This window comes from Massilia sp. CFBP 13721 (genome assembly GCF_014842025.1).
Classification (GTDB): domain Bacteria; phylum Pseudomonadota; class Gammaproteobacteria; order Burkholderiales; family Burkholderiaceae_D; genus Telluria.
Map to the genome: position 1 here is coordinate 91924 of NZ_JACYUY010000014.1, position 14215 is coordinate 106138.

Annotated in this window: 12 protein-coding genes; 5 read left to right on the forward strand and 7 right to left on the reverse strand. The window is 63.4% G+C overall.

The genetic code is table 11. The features are described 5' to 3' along the window. Positions 1–2: 2 nt before the first annotated feature. Positions 3–944 carry a GlxA family transcriptional regulator gene (locus tag IFT60_RS14945; protein ID WP_192052853.1) on the reverse strand — a complete coding sequence of 314 codons (942 nt, stop codon included), beginning with the start codon at positions 942–944 and terminating at the stop codon, positions 3–5. Between the two features lie 21 nt (positions 945–965). Further along, complete coding sequence (locus IFT60_RS14950) at positions 966–1868, reverse strand: DMT family transporter (protein ID WP_192052854.1); 903 nt, start codon at positions 1866–1868, stop codon at positions 966–968. Between the two features lie 112 nt (positions 1869–1980). Between IFT60_RS14950 and IFT60_RS14955 the strand changes: the two genes are divergently transcribed. The 3 genes from IFT60_RS14955 (at position 1981) to IFT60_RS14965 (ending at position 3646) form a co-directional block, all read left to right on the forward strand. Beyond that, complete coding sequence (locus IFT60_RS14955; RefSeq protein ID WP_192052856.1) at positions 1981–2451, forward strand: MarR family winged helix-turn-helix transcriptional regulator; 471 nt, start codon at positions 1981–1983, stop codon at positions 2449–2451. Beyond that, positions 2448–2732, forward strand: coding sequence for a hypothetical protein (locus tag IFT60_RS14960; RefSeq protein ID WP_192052858.1), 285 nt, complete (start codon positions 2448–2450; stop codon positions 2730–2732). The genes IFT60_RS14955 and IFT60_RS14960 overlap by 4 nt, the downstream gene beginning before the upstream one ends. Positions 2733–2812: 80 nt before the next feature. After that, positions 2813–3646: an HDOD domain-containing protein gene (locus tag IFT60_RS14965; RefSeq protein WP_192052861.1), complete on the forward strand. Its 834-nt coding sequence runs from the start codon at positions 2813–2815 to the stop codon at positions 3644–3646. A gap of 638 nt (positions 3647–4284) precedes the next feature. On the opposite strand, the gene secF is transcribed toward IFT60_RS14965, so the two are convergent. The 3 genes from secF to yajC form a co-directional block, all read right to left on the reverse strand. Continuing rightward, positions 4285–5304, reverse strand: coding sequence for a protein translocase subunit SecF (gene secF, locus IFT60_RS14970; protein ID WP_192052863.1), 1020 nt, complete (start codon positions 5302–5304; stop codon positions 4285–4287). A 12-nt stretch (positions 5305–5316) separates the two neighbouring features. Continuing rightward, positions 5317–7194: a protein translocase subunit SecD gene (gene secD, locus IFT60_RS14975; protein WP_192052866.1), complete on the reverse strand. Its 1878-nt coding sequence runs from the start codon at positions 7192–7194 to the stop codon at positions 5317–5319. A 63-nt stretch (positions 7195–7257) separates the two neighbouring features. Next, positions 7258–7590: a preprotein translocase subunit YajC gene (yajC, locus tag IFT60_RS14980; RefSeq protein WP_192052868.1), complete on the reverse strand. Its 333-nt coding sequence runs from the start codon at positions 7588–7590 to the stop codon at positions 7258–7260. 583 nt (positions 7591–8173) lie between these two features. Here yajC and IFT60_RS14985 point away from each other — a divergent pair. After that, positions 8174–9274: an NADH:flavin oxidoreductase/NADH oxidase gene (locus IFT60_RS14985; RefSeq protein ID WP_192052870.1), complete on the forward strand. Its 1101-nt coding sequence runs from the start codon at positions 8174–8176 to the stop codon at positions 9272–9274. Between the two features lie 329 nt (positions 9275–9603). Here the strand turns inward: IFT60_RS14985 and tgt are convergent, their stop codons facing one another. Together tgt and queA are read right to left on the reverse strand one after the other, a co-directional pair. Continuing rightward, on the reverse strand, positions 9604–10743 hold the full coding sequence (gene tgt / locus IFT60_RS14990; protein WP_192052872.1) for a tRNA guanosine(34) transglycosylase Tgt: 1140 nt from the start codon (positions 10741–10743) through the stop codon (positions 9604–9606). 21 nt (positions 10744–10764) lie between these two features. Beyond that, positions 10765–11787 carry a tRNA preQ1(34) S-adenosylmethionine ribosyltransferase-isomerase QueA gene (gene queA, locus IFT60_RS14995; protein ID WP_192052874.1) on the reverse strand — a complete coding sequence of 341 codons (1023 nt, stop codon included), beginning with the start codon at positions 11785–11787 and terminating at the stop codon, positions 10765–10767. 208 nt (positions 11788–11995) lie between these two features. On the opposite strand from queA, the gene recG reads away from it, so the two are divergent. Beyond that, on the forward strand, positions 11996–14056 hold the full coding sequence (gene recG / locus IFT60_RS15000; protein WP_192052876.1) for an ATP-dependent DNA helicase RecG: 2061 nt from the start codon (positions 11996–11998) through the stop codon (positions 14054–14056). Positions 14057–14215 lie beyond the last annotated feature (159 nt).

Here is a 14215-nt window from a genome sequence, read left to right on the forward strand (position 1 = left end):
TTTTATTCGGCCAGGCGGCGCTGGCGTTCTTCGCGTGGGGTGTTGCCGAACAGCGCCCCGAACGCCGTCGAAAAGTGCGAGCCCGACGAAAAGCCGCACATCAGTCCCACCTGCACGATCGAATTATTGGTATCGATCAGCAACTGGCGCGCCCGTTGCAGGCGCAGTTCCAGGTAATAACGCGACGGCAAACTGCCGAGGTATTGTTTGAATAATCGCTCCAGCTGGCGCCGCGACACGCCGGCCAGCTGGGCGATCTCGTCGGTCGAGAGCGGCTCCTCGATATTCGCTTCCATCAAGGTTACCGCTTCGGTCAGCTTCGGCTGCAGGGTGCCGAAACGCGCCTGCAGCGCCACCCGCTGACGCTCTTCCCTGCCGCGCACGCGGTCGACGCACAGCAACTCTTTCACCGGCGCCTGCACGCTCGAGCCAAAGATAAGGTCGATCAGGGTCAGGGCGAAATCGACCGACGCCGCGCCGCCGCAGCAGGTCAGGCGGTTGCCGTCGATTTCATACAGGTGAGGTGTGAACACGGCCTGGTCGGCGCGACTGTCGGCGTCGGCATACAGCGACCACGGCAGCGCGGTGCGCACGCCATTCAGGGCGCCGGCTTCGGCCAGCCACAGCACGCCGGCGCCGACGCCGCCCCAGAACGGCGCGGCGCGGCAGCGTTCGACCAGGGCGCGGAAGTTGGCCGGTTTCAGGCCGGCCTGCGCTTCGTCGGCGGCCAGCAGGACCAGGTGCCAGTGGCGCTGGGCGTCGCTGGTGAATTTGTCCGGACTGCGCACGTCCACATGCAGGCGCTCGGGGCCGAGGATTTTCGCGGCCTGGCGCAGCGGCTGTACCAGGCCCGACCAGGTGAGTGTGTCGGGTTCGCCCGCGTTGACGAGCAGGATGCGCAGCGGCCGTTCCTGCGCCAGGAGGAGCAAATCAGGTGGCGGCATCGTGGTGGGGTGTGAACGTCATCACTCGGGGGCAAGCGCGGCGGCGGGCCGCCGTTCGGAATTCCATTGGCTGACTATCATACCGGAGATCAACAGCAAACCGCCCAGCCAGCCACGCCCGGTCATGGCTTCGCCCAGCCACAGGTAGCCGAAGAAGGCGGCCGCGGCCGGCTCGAAGGCGTAGACCACGGCCGCTTCGTTGGCCGTGGTACGCGACTGGCCCCAGGTTTGCAGCGAGATGATGGCGGCGGTGGCGACCACGCCCAGGTAAGCGAGGTTCCAGCCGTGCTGGCCGATGGCGATCATGCGTTCGCCCAGCCAGGCGCTACGCGCGGCGGCCTCGCCGGGCAGCTCGCGCGCCAGCAGCCAGACCAGCGCACACACGGCGACGATGCCGATCTGGGCGGCGGTGACGCTGAGCAGGCGCGTGGCGCGCCGGGTACGCACTTCCATCACCTTGATGTAGACGCCGAAGCACAGCGCGCTCATCAGGGCGAGCGAGTCGCCGGTGCCCCAGGCGCCGCCATCCCAGCACAGGGCCGCCAGTCCGGCGATCGACATGATCAATGCCAGCACGATGCGCCGTTCGGGCAGGCGCCCGGCCAGCACGCCGAGCAGCGGCACCACCAGCACGTTCAGGCCGCAAATAAAGGCGTTGCGATTGGAACTGGTCAGCGCCAGGCCCTCGACCTGGAACACGAAGCAGAAGAACAGCAAAAAGCCGAGGATGGCGCCCGAGCGCAGGTCCTGCCCCTTGGCGCGCCACAGGAAGGGAGACAACATGGCTGCCGCCAGCGCGAAGCGCACCAGGATGATCCAGACCGCGGAAAAGTGGCCAGTTAAATCCTTCATGGCGGGGAAGGTCGTGCCCCAGACCAGGGTGACGAGCAACAGGGCGAGGATGCCGTGGAAGTGACGGGGCATGGAAGACAATGCGGTGATGACGGATCGGCAAAAACGCGTATGGTACGCGCCTCGACCGTAAAAGGCGAATGGTGAACCTTGCCAGCTGCGGGGACGGCTATAATTCCGAGTCATGGGGGAACGATATTTAAAGAGCGTCCGCTTGCTGGCCGAATGCCTGCAAGGCTTCGAGCGGTATTCGGGCGAGTCGGTGCGGCAGTACGGTTTGACGCACGCGCAATTCGACATCATCGCCACGCTTGGCAATACGGATGGCATGAGCTACAAGGAACTTGGCGAGCGTACCCTCATTACCAAGGGGACGCTGACCGGCGTCATCGAGCGCCTCGAGCAAAAGGGGATCGTGCTGCGCGAGCGCAGCAGCGACGACAAGCGCTCGTTCCACGTACGCCTGAGCGACGCCGGCGATGCGGTGTTCCGCGACGTGTTCCCCAAGGTGATTGCCCATGGCAAGCAGTTGTTTGCGCAGTACAGCGACACCGAATTCGACGAGTTGAATGGCGTTTTGACCCGGTTGCGCGAGCGCATCGGCCAGGCTGGACGCCCTCTCCCGTTATTACCCCAACAAAAGGAAAAATCTTGAAAACGACCCTGATCGACGGCATGACGCCGGCCCATTTCGACAAACACATCATCGGCAACATCCTGCTCGACGTAGCGCCGGAAGACGAAGTGCGCCAGCACAAGATGCTGATCGGCGTGCGCAACGAGGCCGGCGACATCTACCGCCTCATCGGCGCGGCCAAGATCAACAGTTTCATGAACGCCGTCGAAGAACTGGCCGACCTCGGCCTAGTCGACGAGCTGGAAGATACCGAAGAGCCGAAGGATGGCTGCGACGCCATTTTCAGCGAGCCGGACTGACCATTTTTGCAGCGTTGTAAAAGTGCCCCAGAGCAAAGTTTGCCTGGGGTACGTCTAACCATCCAGAGTATAATTTTTCGATGGACAGACTCGACGCCTTTAAGAGTATCGCGGCCCAGGCCATCCGCGGCGAACTCAGCTTTCCGACGAATGTCGACGCCACGCTCAGGCTGCAACAAGCCCTGAACGATCCCGACTGCCACGCCGACGCGGCCGCCCGCCTGGTGCAGGCCGAGCCGCTGCTGGCGGCGCGCACCGTCGCCATCGCCAATTCCGTTACCTATAACCGCTCCGGCAACGACGTCACCAACGTCCGTGCGGCGGTGCAGCGCGTGGGTTTTAGAACGCTGGGCGCGCTGGCCGCCTCCGTTATCGTGCGCCAGCTGAGCAGCGAAATCTCCGACCCCGACTTGCGCAAGCGCGCCGACGCCCTGTGGCGCCACTCGGCCCACGTGGCGGCGCTGGCGCAGGTGATCGCGCGCCGGGTCTCGTTCGTCGATCCGGAAACGGCCATGTTCGCCGGCATCGTGCACGAGGTCGGCGGCTTTTACATGCTGTCGCAGGCGCATCTGTATCCGGGCCTGCTCGATGGCGATGCCGACGAGTGGCTGGAACATGGCGAAGTGGCAGTCGGCCGCGGCGTGCTGCTGCGCCTGGGCGTGCCGGCGCCGGTGATGGGAGCGATCGAAGCCATGTGGAACGGCATGCGCGCCCTGCCGCCGGAAACCCTGGGGGACACCTTGCTGCTGGCGAACGACCTGTCGCCGCTGGCCTCTCCCCTGCTCGAGCGGCCGGGAGCGACCACGGCCGCCGCTGCGGCATCGATCGATTTCGCGGTGGGCGACGGCACGCTGGCGCGCATCATGGAAGAGTCGGCGCACGAAGTGCAGAGTTTGACGTCGGCGTTGTTGTAATTCCTGAACGAATCCTGGACATTTGCAGCAAGACGTAGGGTGGGCGGGTTTCCCGCCCACGCGTTCAAACCGAGCATGCTTGGCTCGTGCGCCGCTTTGGCCTCCCGATAACTTTCTTGTAATAACTGTGCGGCAGCGCTGACGTGCGTTGAACGCGTGGGCGGGAGACCCGCCCACCCTACGTCGCCCCAGCAAACATTTCCAGATTATCCACGTCTCGACCCCGCAAAAAAAATGCCCGCTCGGGGGCGAGCGGGCAAAGTCCAAAACTAGGGATGTCCTGAAAGAGACAGGTCCATATTAGTTCCCGGTTCCCGCAAACTCTGTGCGCCAGTTCACATTTGTGACATTTTGTTGAAATCTGTGTCGCAGGCTGGACGGGCAAAAAAAAACCCGCTCCGGAGGGGGAGCGGGTGAAGTCCAAAACTAGGGATGTCCTGAAAGAGACAGGTTCACTATAAGGTTCCGCCCTCCCCGTTCTCTGTGCGATAACTCACACATGAGACTCAAATCCATTATTCAGACAATTTCTCTTGTAAAAATCGGTATTGTGCCGAGCCAGCCTGCTTGAAAAAACACGCACAAATAAAAATGCCGCCCGGTTTACAGCCGGGCGGCATTTTTTTCGGACTAGACGTTTAGACGACGGCGCCGTCGGTCTCGTCTTTTTCCTTGACCGGCTTGATCAGGTCTTCACGCTTGACGCCGAACCACATCGCCAGCGCGGCGGCCACGAACACCGACGAATAGATACCGAAGCAGATACCGATCGTCAGCGCCATCGCGAAGTGGTGCAGCGACGGGCCGCCGAACAGCAGCATCGACAGCACCATCATCTGGGTCGAGGCGTGGGTGATGATGGTTCGCGAGATGGTGCTGGTGATCGCGTGGTCGATGACTTCGACGACCGTCATCTTGCGCTGCTTGCGGAAGGTTTCGCGGATCCGGTCGAAGATGACGACCGATTCGTTGACCGAGTAACCGAGTACCGCCAGCACCGCCGCCAGCACCGTCAGCGAGAATTCCCACTGGAAGAAGGCGAAGAAGCCGAGAATGATGACGACGTCGTGCAGGTTCGCCAGGATCGCGGCGACGGCGAATTTCCACTCGAAGCGCACCGCCAGGTAGATCACCACGCCGACCACGACCATGATCAGCGCGTTCAGGCCGTCATGCGCCAGTTCGTCGCCGACCTGCGGGCCGACGAAGTCGACGCGCTGCAGCGTCACCAGTTCGGCGCCGGCCGCGTTGGCGCAGGTGGTGCGCTCGACCGGCTGGCCCTTTTCCGTTACCGTGATCTGCTTCGGCGTACCGCCTTCCGAGGCGCAGACGGCATTGAAAGCTTCCGACGACACGGTGGCGCCGGCGGCGGTTTTTACCGGCGGCAGGCGCAGCATGATGTCCTGGGCGGTGCCGAAGCTGGCCACTTCCGGCGCTTCATGGCCGATGCTGCGCAGCGTGGCGCGGATCTTTTCCTGGTCGGCCGCATGCGGATAACGCAGTTCCATCACGGTGCCGCCGGTGAACTCGACCGAGAAGTGCAGGCCCTTGGTCACCAGGAAGAACACCGCAGCCACGAAGGTCAGCGCCGAGATCACGTTGAAGATCAACGCGTGGCGCATGAACGGGATGTCCCGCTTGATTTTGAAAAATTCCATGACGATTCCTAATTATTTCTTTTCAGCGGGCAGGCCCGGGGTCCAGACGGTGCCCACCGACAGCTTGGTGAGCTTCTTGCCGCGGCGGCCGTACCAGAAGTTGGCGATGCCGCGCGAGACGAACACGGCCGAGAACATCGAGGTCAGGATGCCGAGCGTGTGCACCACGGCAAAACCGCGCACCGCGCCCGAACCGAAGATCAGCAGCGCCAGGCCGACGATCAGGGTCGTCACGTTGGAGTCGAAAATCGTGTCCCAGGCATGGCTGAAGCCGTTGGTGATCGCCATCTGCGGCGTGGCGCCGGCGCGCAACTCCTCGCGGATACGCTCGTTGATCAGCACGTTGGCGTCGATCGCCATACCGAGCGCCAGCGCGATTGCGGCGATACCCGGCAGGGTCAAGGTGGCTTGCAGCATCGACAGCAAGGCCAGCAGGAACATCACGTTGGCGGCCAGCGCCAGCGCGCTGAAGACACCGAACATGTGATAGTAGATGATCATGAAGATGGCGATCGCGACGAAGCCCCACACGGTCGAGTGCAGGCCGCGGTCGATGTTTTCGGCGCCCAGCTGCGGGCCGACCACGCGTTCTTCGATGAATTCCATCGGCGCCGACAGCGCGCCCGAGCGCAGCAGCAGCGCCAGCTCATTCGCGTCTTCGATGCTGCCGATGCCGGTGATCTGGAAGGTCGAGCCGAGTTCGCCCTGGATGGTCGGGGCCGACGGCACGGTGTACTTGCCCTTCTCTTTCAGCAGGATCGCCATGCGCTTGCCGATGTTTTCGCGGGTAGCGAGACGGATCTTGCGGCCGCCGTCGCCGTTCAGGTCGAGCGATACGGCCGGCTGCTGGTTCTGGTCGAAGGTGGCGACGGCGCTCGAGATGTAGTCGCCGGTCAGAATAATGTCTTTCGACACCACGACCGGGGCGCCGCGGCCTTCGGTGAACAGTTCCGAATTGAGCGGAATGGCGGCCGACAGTTCGGTGCCCGGGGTGATGGTCGAATCGACCATGCGCATTTCGAGGGTCGCGGTGCGGCCGATGATGTCTTTCGCACGGGCCACGTCCTGCACGCCCGGCAGCTGGACGACGATGCGGTCGGCGCCCTGGCGCTGGATGACCGGCTCGGTCACGCCGAGTTCGTTGATACGCTTGGACAGCGTGGTGATGTTCTGGTTCACGCCTTCTTCGACGGTGCGCTTGAGCGCTTCCGGCTTCAGGGTGACCATCAGTTTCAGGTCGGTACCGTCGGCGGCATCGGCAAAGGCCAGGTCTTGCACCTGGCTCGACAGCGCGGTGCGGGCGGCGGCGCGGGTGGCGGCATCGCGGAAGGTCACCTCCACCGTATTGCCGACACGCTCGATACCGGCGTGGCGCACGTTCTTGTCGCGCAGGATGCTGCGCACGCTCGCTTGCGTGCCCTTGATCTTGGTTTCCAGCACGGCCTTGGAATCGACTTGCAGCAGGAAGTGGACGCCGCCGCGCAGGTCGAGGCCGAGGTTCATCGCCTTGGCGTTCAGGGTCTGCATCCAGGCCGGGGTATTCTTCACCAGGTTGACGGTGACGATGTAATCGGGATCCGCCGGGTCACGGTTGAGCTGGCGCTCGAGCGCGAGCTTGGCCTTGAACTGGGCGTCGGTGGTGGCGAAACGCGCACGCACGGCCGTCGAGTTGCCGGCGCCATCCAGGGTGACCTGGTTCGCAGGAACACCTTCGCGTGTCAGCACGTCCGCGACTCGGGACGTGGTCTCGCTCGTAATCTTGACCGTCGTCTTGCCGGTCGTAACCTGCAACGCTGGCGATTCGCCGAAGTAGTTAGGCGCCGTGTACAGCGCGCCCAGCAGCAGCGCGACGGCGATCAGTATGTATTTCCAGACGGGATAGCGATTCATAGTGTTCCAGCGTTGGGTGTTGAGCGACAGCGGCCCTTGTGATCGAAGGGCCGCGGCGCGGGCTTACAGGGACTTGAGCGTACCCTTCGGCAGCAGCGTGGTGACTGCGTTTTTCTGCACGACCATCTCGGTACCGGTGGCCACTTCGATAGTGACATAGGCGTCTTTCACCTGCACGACGCGGCCCAGGATGCCGCCGGCGGTGACGACTTCATCGCCCTTGGCCAGCGCTTCCATCATTGCTTTCATTTCTTTCTGGCGCTTTTGCTGCGGGCGGATCATGAGGAAATACATGACCACGAACATGATCAGCAGGGGCGCGAAGGTCGTCAGGTTGCCCATCAGGCCAGGATCGGCAGCGGTGGTGGTTTGCGCGTACGCGTTGGAAATGAACACAAGGACTCCGATTGTGAGATAAAAAAAACAGCGCTGTATTCTAGCACCGGCGAATCGCCAGCGGCCATTTGCGGTAGATGGGATTGACAAGAATGAATTGCAAGGTGGAAATTAGGGATATTGATGCGTTTTGCACCTTGGCGGCGGTGCACCGTAGGGTGGGCACTTGTGCCCACGCGGTCGTGCTGTAGCGGACCCTACCGTATAAGCTTGCTGCGATTGGATGCGCCCCGTTTCGGACTTGGTGAACCTGTTCAACCATCATCCGTGGTACCGCGTGGGCACGAGTGCCCACCCTACGAGGTTGTGAAAAAATCGCCATGGCTGCGTTGCCTCGTCTCGCCGTACACTCGTACTGTCTTCGACTCGGCGCCGGGCGGCCGTATCCCTTGCCCTGACAATTTTTTCACAACCTCTACGAATGAGGCCCTCGGCAGCAAGCATTTCGAGCCTGTGCGAGAATCCTGCCAGGCGAAACGCAGTACCGCATGCGCATGCGGCAGACCTTTCGCCACAATCCCACCTTATACGCCGCCCGGCGCGCACTTGCGCGCTGGCTGCTTATCTATTGAAAAAGTTTCCCATGTCAGCATTGTTTTCCCCGTTTACATTAAAAGACGTCACCCTGCGCAACCGTATCGCGGTGCCGCCGATGTGCCAGTACAGCGCCACCGATGGCCTCACCAACGGATGGCACCAGACCCACTACGAAAGCATCGCCCGCGGCGGCGCCGGCCTGGTGATTGTCGAAGCGACCGGCGTCTCGCCGGAAGGCCGCATCACCCCGGGCTGCCTCGGCCTGTGGGACGACGGCCAGGTCGCCGGCCTGGCGCGCATTGCCGCCAACATCAAGGCGGCCGGCGCCGTGCCCGGCATCCAGATCGGCCATGCCGGCCGCAAGGCCAGCGCCCAGCGTCCGTGGGAAGGCGACGACCACATCCCTGAAGGCGACCCGAGCGGCTGGGAAACGATCTCGCCCTCCGCCATCGCTTTCGGCGCCAACCTGCCGCGCGTGCCGCGTGCGATGACGATCGCCGACATCGATCGCGTCAAAGCCGACTTCGTGGCCGCCGCCCGCCGCGCGCTCGACGCCGGCTTCGAATGGCTCGAACTGCACTTCGCCCACGGCTACCTCGGCCAGAGCTTTTTCTCGGTGCACGCGAACGGGCGCGACGATCGCTATGGCGGCGACCTCGCCGGCCGCAGCCGCTTCCTGCTCGAGACGCTCGCCGCCGTGCGCGCGGTCTGGCCCGAGCGCTTCCCGCTGACGGCGCGTTTCGGCGTGATCGAATTCGACGGGCGCGATGAAGAGACCTTGTCCGAGTCGATCGAACTGACGAAGCAGTTCCGTGCCGGCGGCCTCGACATGCTGAACGTGAGCGTCGGCTTCTCGACGCCGGATGCGAGCATTCCTTGGGGTTCCGGTTTCCTGGCGCCGATCGCCGAACGCGTGAAGCGCGAAACCGGTCTGCCGGTGGCGTCGTCGTGGAACATCGATTCGCCGGCAGTCGCCGAGCGTGTCGTGCTTGATGGCCAGATGGACCTGGTGATGATCGGGCGCGCGCACCTGGGCAATCCGCATTATGCGTATGCGGCGGCCAAGGCGCTGGGCGTGGACAAGCCGTCGTGGACGCTGCCGGCGCCGTATGCGCACTGGCTGGAGCGCTATCGCGCGGCGGAGTAAAAAATGAAAAAGCGCGGCCAACTGGCCGCGCTTTTTCGTGGGTGCATGAACGGTTCGACTGCGCGAAGGTGCGTTGAACTAATGTACAAAACGCGTGGAGTCGGGACTCCACCCTACATGCTCGATTACGCGGCGATCGTAGAGGTTGTGAAAAAATTGTCAGGGCAAGGGATACGGCCGCCCGGCGCCGAGTCGAAGACAGTACGAGGGTACGGCGAGACGAGGCAACGCAGCCATGGCGATTTTTTCACAACCTCGTAGGGTGGAGCGGGCGGCGAACCGCTCCTGACCCCACGCGTTCAGCAGCGGCAGCGATGCCGCGCCAGTGATTACACCCCGCGTGCCCGGTCCGCCGCGAACTTCAGGCGGAAAGCGTTAAAACCATCCGCATCGATCGCATCGCGCATCTCCTGCATCAGGTTCAGGTAGTAGTGCAGGTTGTGGATCGTATTCAAACGCGCGCCCAAAATCTCGTTCGAGCGGTGCAGGTGGTGCAGGTAGGCGCGCGAGAAATTCTTGCAGCAGTAGCAGTCGCAGGATTCGTCCAGCGGTCCCGTGTCTTCCTTGTAGCGCGCGTTCTTGATTTTCACGTCGCCAAAGCGCGTGAACAGCCAGCCGTTGCGGGCATTCCGGGTCGGCATCACGCAGTCGAACATGTCGACGCCATTCGCCACGCCATCGACCAGGTCTTCCGGCGTGCCGACGCCCATCAGGTAATGCGGCTTGTTTTCCGGCAGGCGCGGGCCGACGTGGGCCAGGATGCGCTTCATGTCTTCCTTCGGCTCGCCGACCGACAGGCCGCCGATCGCCAGGCCCGGGAAGTCGATGTCTTCCAAACCCGCCAGCGATTCGTCGCGCAGGTGCTCGTACATGCCGCCCTGGACGATGCCGAACAACGCGTTCGGGTTCTCGCCGCCTTTGAATTCGTTCATCGAGCGCTGGGCCCAGCGCAGCGACATGCGCATCGACTTCGCCGCTTCTTCGGCGGTGGCGGCGCGGCCGTCGATTTCATACGGGGTGCATTCGTCGAACTGCATCACGATGTCCGAGTTCAGCGCGCGCTGGATCTGCATCGACACTTCCGGCGACAGGAACTTGCGCGAGCCGTCGATCGGCGAGGCGAAGGTCACGCCCTCTTCCGTAATCTTGCGCATCGCGCCCAGCGAAAACACCTGGAAGCCGCCCGAGTCGGTGAGAATCGGTTTGTCCCAGCCCATGAAGCCGTGCAGGCCGCCGAACTTGTTGAACACTTCGATGCCCGGGCGCAGCCACAGGTGGAAGGTGTTACCGAGGATGATTTGCGAGCCGACCGTTTTCAGTTCGACCGGGTCCATCGCTTTCACGGAACCGTAGGTCCCGACCGGCATGAAGATCGGCGTTTCGATGGTGCCGTGGTTCAGGGTAAGGCGGCCGCGGCGCGCGTGCGACAGGCCGCTGGTGTCTTTTTTGAGGAGCGTAAATTCGAGCATCGGGTCTTATTGACGTAAGGTTCAGCGAGAGCGGGTGGTCAACAGCATGGCATCGCCATAACTGAAGAAACGGTATTCGTTGGCGATCGCATGGGCATAGGCCTTGCGGATCTCGGCATAGCCGGCAAAGGCAGACACCAGCATCAGCAGCGTCGACTTCGGCAAATGGAAATTGGTGATCAGGCGCGTCACCGTCTTGAATTTGTAGCCGGGCGTGATGAACAGCGCAGTGTCGGCGCTGCCGGCCACCAGCTCGCCCGTCTGCGAGGCCGACTCCAGCGCGCGCAAACTGGTGGTGCCCACCGCAACGACGTCGCGTCCGGCCGCTTTCGCGGCGCGCACGGCATCGACCGTCTCCTGCGCGATCGTGTACCACTCGGTGTGCATGTTGTGCTGCGAGAGGTCTTCCACGCGCACGGGTTGAAAAGTGCCGGCGCCCACGTGCAGCGTCACGTAGGCGAAGTTCACGCCCTTGGCTTTTAATTTGTCGAGCAGCGGCTGGTCGAAATGCAGGCCGGCGGTCGGCGCGGCGACTGCGCCCGGCTCTTTCGAATACACGGTCTGGTAGCGCTGCTCGTCGAATTCGTCGGCGGAGTGCTCGATGTAGGGCGGCAGCGGCAGGCGTCCGTGCGCTTCGATCAGGTCGAACACGTCGCCGTCGAAGTGCAAGGTAAAGAATTCGCCGGCGCGCTCGCCGGTGGTGACGTCAAAAGCGTCGGCCAGGCGGATGCGGTTGCCCGGTTTCGGCGACTTCGATGCGCGCACTTGCGCCAGTACCGTGCGGTTGTCCAGCACCCGTTCGACCAGCACCTCGACCTGGCCGCCGGTTTCCTTGACGCCGAAGAAGCGCGCCTTTAATACACGCGTGTTGTTCATCACCAGCAGGTCGCCGGCTTGCAGTTGGTCGAGGATGTCGGCGAAATGGCGGTCAGTGATCTGCTCGCCATCGAGCTGCAGCAGGCGCGAGGCGCTGCGGTCCGGCAGGGGCAATTGCGCGATGCGCTCGGGCGGCAAATCGAAATCGAAGTCGGAAAGCGAATACATTCTGGTCAATTCTGGGAAAATGGTACTGGCAGCCTTACAATATGGCCCCAAGTACGAACGCGTGAAAAATCCTCCATGGCGGCGTTGCATCGTCTCGCCGTACTAGCGTACTGTCTTCGACGATGCGCCTTGCCCTGGAGGTTTTTCACACGTTCGTCATGCGGCGAACCCTCTATTTTACGCTGAAGCCCGCCAAAACGCTGCATCCATGCCCGCTCCCAAGACCCCACCCGCCCCGAAAACGACACAAACGAAACTCGCCAAGCTCGGCCTGCGCAGCGACATGGACCTGATCCTGCACCTGCCGCTGCGCTACGAGGACGAGACGAAAATCGTGCCGATCCGCGAAGCCTGCCTGCGCGGCGGCCATGTATCGCAGGTCGAGGGCATCGTCATCAAGAACGAGATCGCGCTGAAACCGCGGCGCCAATTGCTGGTGACGATCGCCGACGACAGCGGCGAGCTGCTGCTGCGCTTCATGAATTTCTATGGCAGCCAGATCAAACAGCTGGCCGAGGGCGTGCGCGTGCGCGCGCGTACCGAAATCAAACACGGCTTCTTCGGCGCCGAGATGATGCACCCGACGTATAAAGTCGTAAACGAGAATGCGCCGCTGCCGACTTCGCTCACGCCGGTGTATCCGTCGGGCGAAGGCTTGTCGCAACCGATCCTGCGCCGCGCGATTGCGGAGGCGATGCGGCGCGTGGACTGGACCGACACCGTACCGCCGGCGATCCGGCGCCAGATGGACCTGATGGATTTCCAGCCGGCGGTGAAACTGCTGCACTATCCGCCGGTCGACGTCGACGAATACGCGCTGATGGAAAAATCGCACCCGGCCTGGACGCGCATGAAGTTCGACGAGCTGCTGGCGCAGCAGCTGTCGCTGAAACGCGCCCAGCGCGCACGCCGCGACAAGGGCGCGCCCCACTTGCGCGCGATGGGCCACATGACCGAAGGGCTGCTCGGCGCCCTGCCCTTTGCCCTCACCGGCGCCCAGCAACGGGTGCTGCAGGAGATCCGCGCCGACCTGCGCGAAGGCTATCCGATGCAGCGCCTGCTGCAGGGCGACGTCGGCAGCGGCAAGACCGTGGTCGCCGCGCTGGCTGCCGCCCAGGCGATCGACAGCGGCTACCAGGCGGCACTGATGGCGCCAACCGAAATCCTCGCCGAGCAGCATTTCAGGAAGATCGCCGCCTGGATGGAACCGCTCGGTGTAAAAGTCGCCTGGCTGACCGGCAGCCTGAAAAAGAAGGACAAGACGGCGGCCAACGAGATGGTCGAATCGGGCGAAGCGCGACTTGTGATCGGCACCCACGCGCTGATCCAGGACACGGTGCAGTTCGCCAACCTGGGCCTGGTGATCGTCGACGAGCAGCACCGCTTCGGCGTCGGCCAGCGCCTGACCCTGCGCAACAAGGGCAGCGACGGCCTGGTGCCGCACCAGTTGATGATGTCGGCCACGCCGATCCCGCGCACGCTGGCCATGACCTATTACGCCGACCTGGAAGTATCGGTGATCGATGAACTGCCGCCGGGGCGCACCCCGATCGTCACCCGCGCCATCGACCAGAACCGGAGAGATGAAGTCATCGAACGCGTGCACGCGGCCGTGCTCGAGGGACGGCAAGCGTACTGGGTCTGCCCGCTCATCGAAGAGTCGGAAGCGCTGCAGCTGCAGACGGCCACCGAAACCTACGAGACCCTGGCCGAAGCCCTGCCCGACTTGCAGGTCGGACTGGTGCACGGGCGCATGAAGCCGGCCGAAAAGCAGGCGGTGATGGATGCGTTCTCGGCCGGCGAAGTGCACGTGCTGGTGGCGACCACCGTGATCGAGGTCGGCGTCGACGTGCCGAATTCGTCGTTGATGGTGATCGAACACGCCGAGCGTTTCGGTTTGTCGCAGCTGCACCAGCTGCGCGGGCGCGTCGGCCGCGGCTCGGCGGCCAGCGTCTGCCTGCTGCTGTATCAGAGCCCGCTCGGCCAGGTGGCCAAGCAGCGACTGTTGACGATGCGCGAGACCACCGACGGCTTCGAGATTGCGCGGCGCGACCTGGAGATCCGCGGACCGGGCGAATTCCTGGGCGCGCGCCAGTCGGGCCAGGCGATGCTGCGCTTTGCCGACCTCGAGACCGACCAGTGGCTGGTCGAACATGCGCGCGACATCGCGGCCAGCCTGTTGGAGAGCGAGACCGGGCCGAACGTGGAGATCGTCGATGCGCACCTGGCGCGCTGGCTGGGCGGGCGCGAAGAGTTCCTCAAGGTTTGACGCCGACTGGCCCCTTGGGCGTGCATGGGACGTAGAGTGTGTGAAAAAATCGTCAGGGCAAGGGATACGGCCGCCCGGCGCCGAGTCGAAGACAGTACGAATGTACGGCGAGACGAGGCAACGCAGCCATGGCGATTTTTTCACACACTCGTAGGGTGG

Excerpts from the sequence above, each read along its gene's own strand:
- IFT60_RS14945 (WP_192052853.1), bottom strand. The coding sequence starts at position 944 with ATGCCGCCACCTGATTTGCTCCTCCTGGCGCAGGAACGGCCGCTGCGC.
- IFT60_RS14950 (WP_192052854.1), bottom strand. The coding sequence starts at position 1,868 with ATGCCCCGTCACTTCCACGGCATCCTCGCCCTGTTGCTCGTCACCCTG.
- IFT60_RS14955 (WP_192052856.1), top strand. The coding sequence starts at position 1,981 with ATGGGGGAACGATATTTAAAGAGCGTCCGCTTGCTGGCCGAATGCCTG.
- IFT60_RS14965 (WP_192052861.1), top strand. The coding sequence starts at position 2,813 with ATGGACAGACTCGACGCCTTTAAGAGTATCGCGGCCCAGGCCATCCGC.
- secF (WP_192052863.1), bottom strand. The coding sequence starts at position 5,304 with ATGGAATTTTTCAAAATCAAGCGGGACATCCCGTTCATGCGCCACGCG.
- secD (WP_192052866.1), bottom strand. The coding sequence starts at position 7,194 with ATGAATCGCTATCCCGTCTGGAAATACATACTGATCGCCGTCGCGCTG.
- IFT60_RS14985 (WP_192052870.1), top strand. The coding sequence starts at position 8,174 with ATGTCAGCATTGTTTTCCCCGTTTACATTAAAAGACGTCACCCTGCGC.
- tgt (WP_192052872.1), bottom strand. The coding sequence starts at position 10,743 with ATGCTCGAATTTACGCTCCTCAAAAAAGACACCAGCGGCCTGTCGCAC.
- queA (WP_192052874.1), bottom strand. The coding sequence starts at position 11,787 with ATGTATTCGCTTTCCGACTTCGATTTCGATTTGCCGCCCGAGCGCATC.
- recG (WP_192052876.1), top strand. The coding sequence starts at position 11,996 with ATGCCCGCTCCCAAGACCCCACCCGCCCCGAAAACGACACAAACGAAA.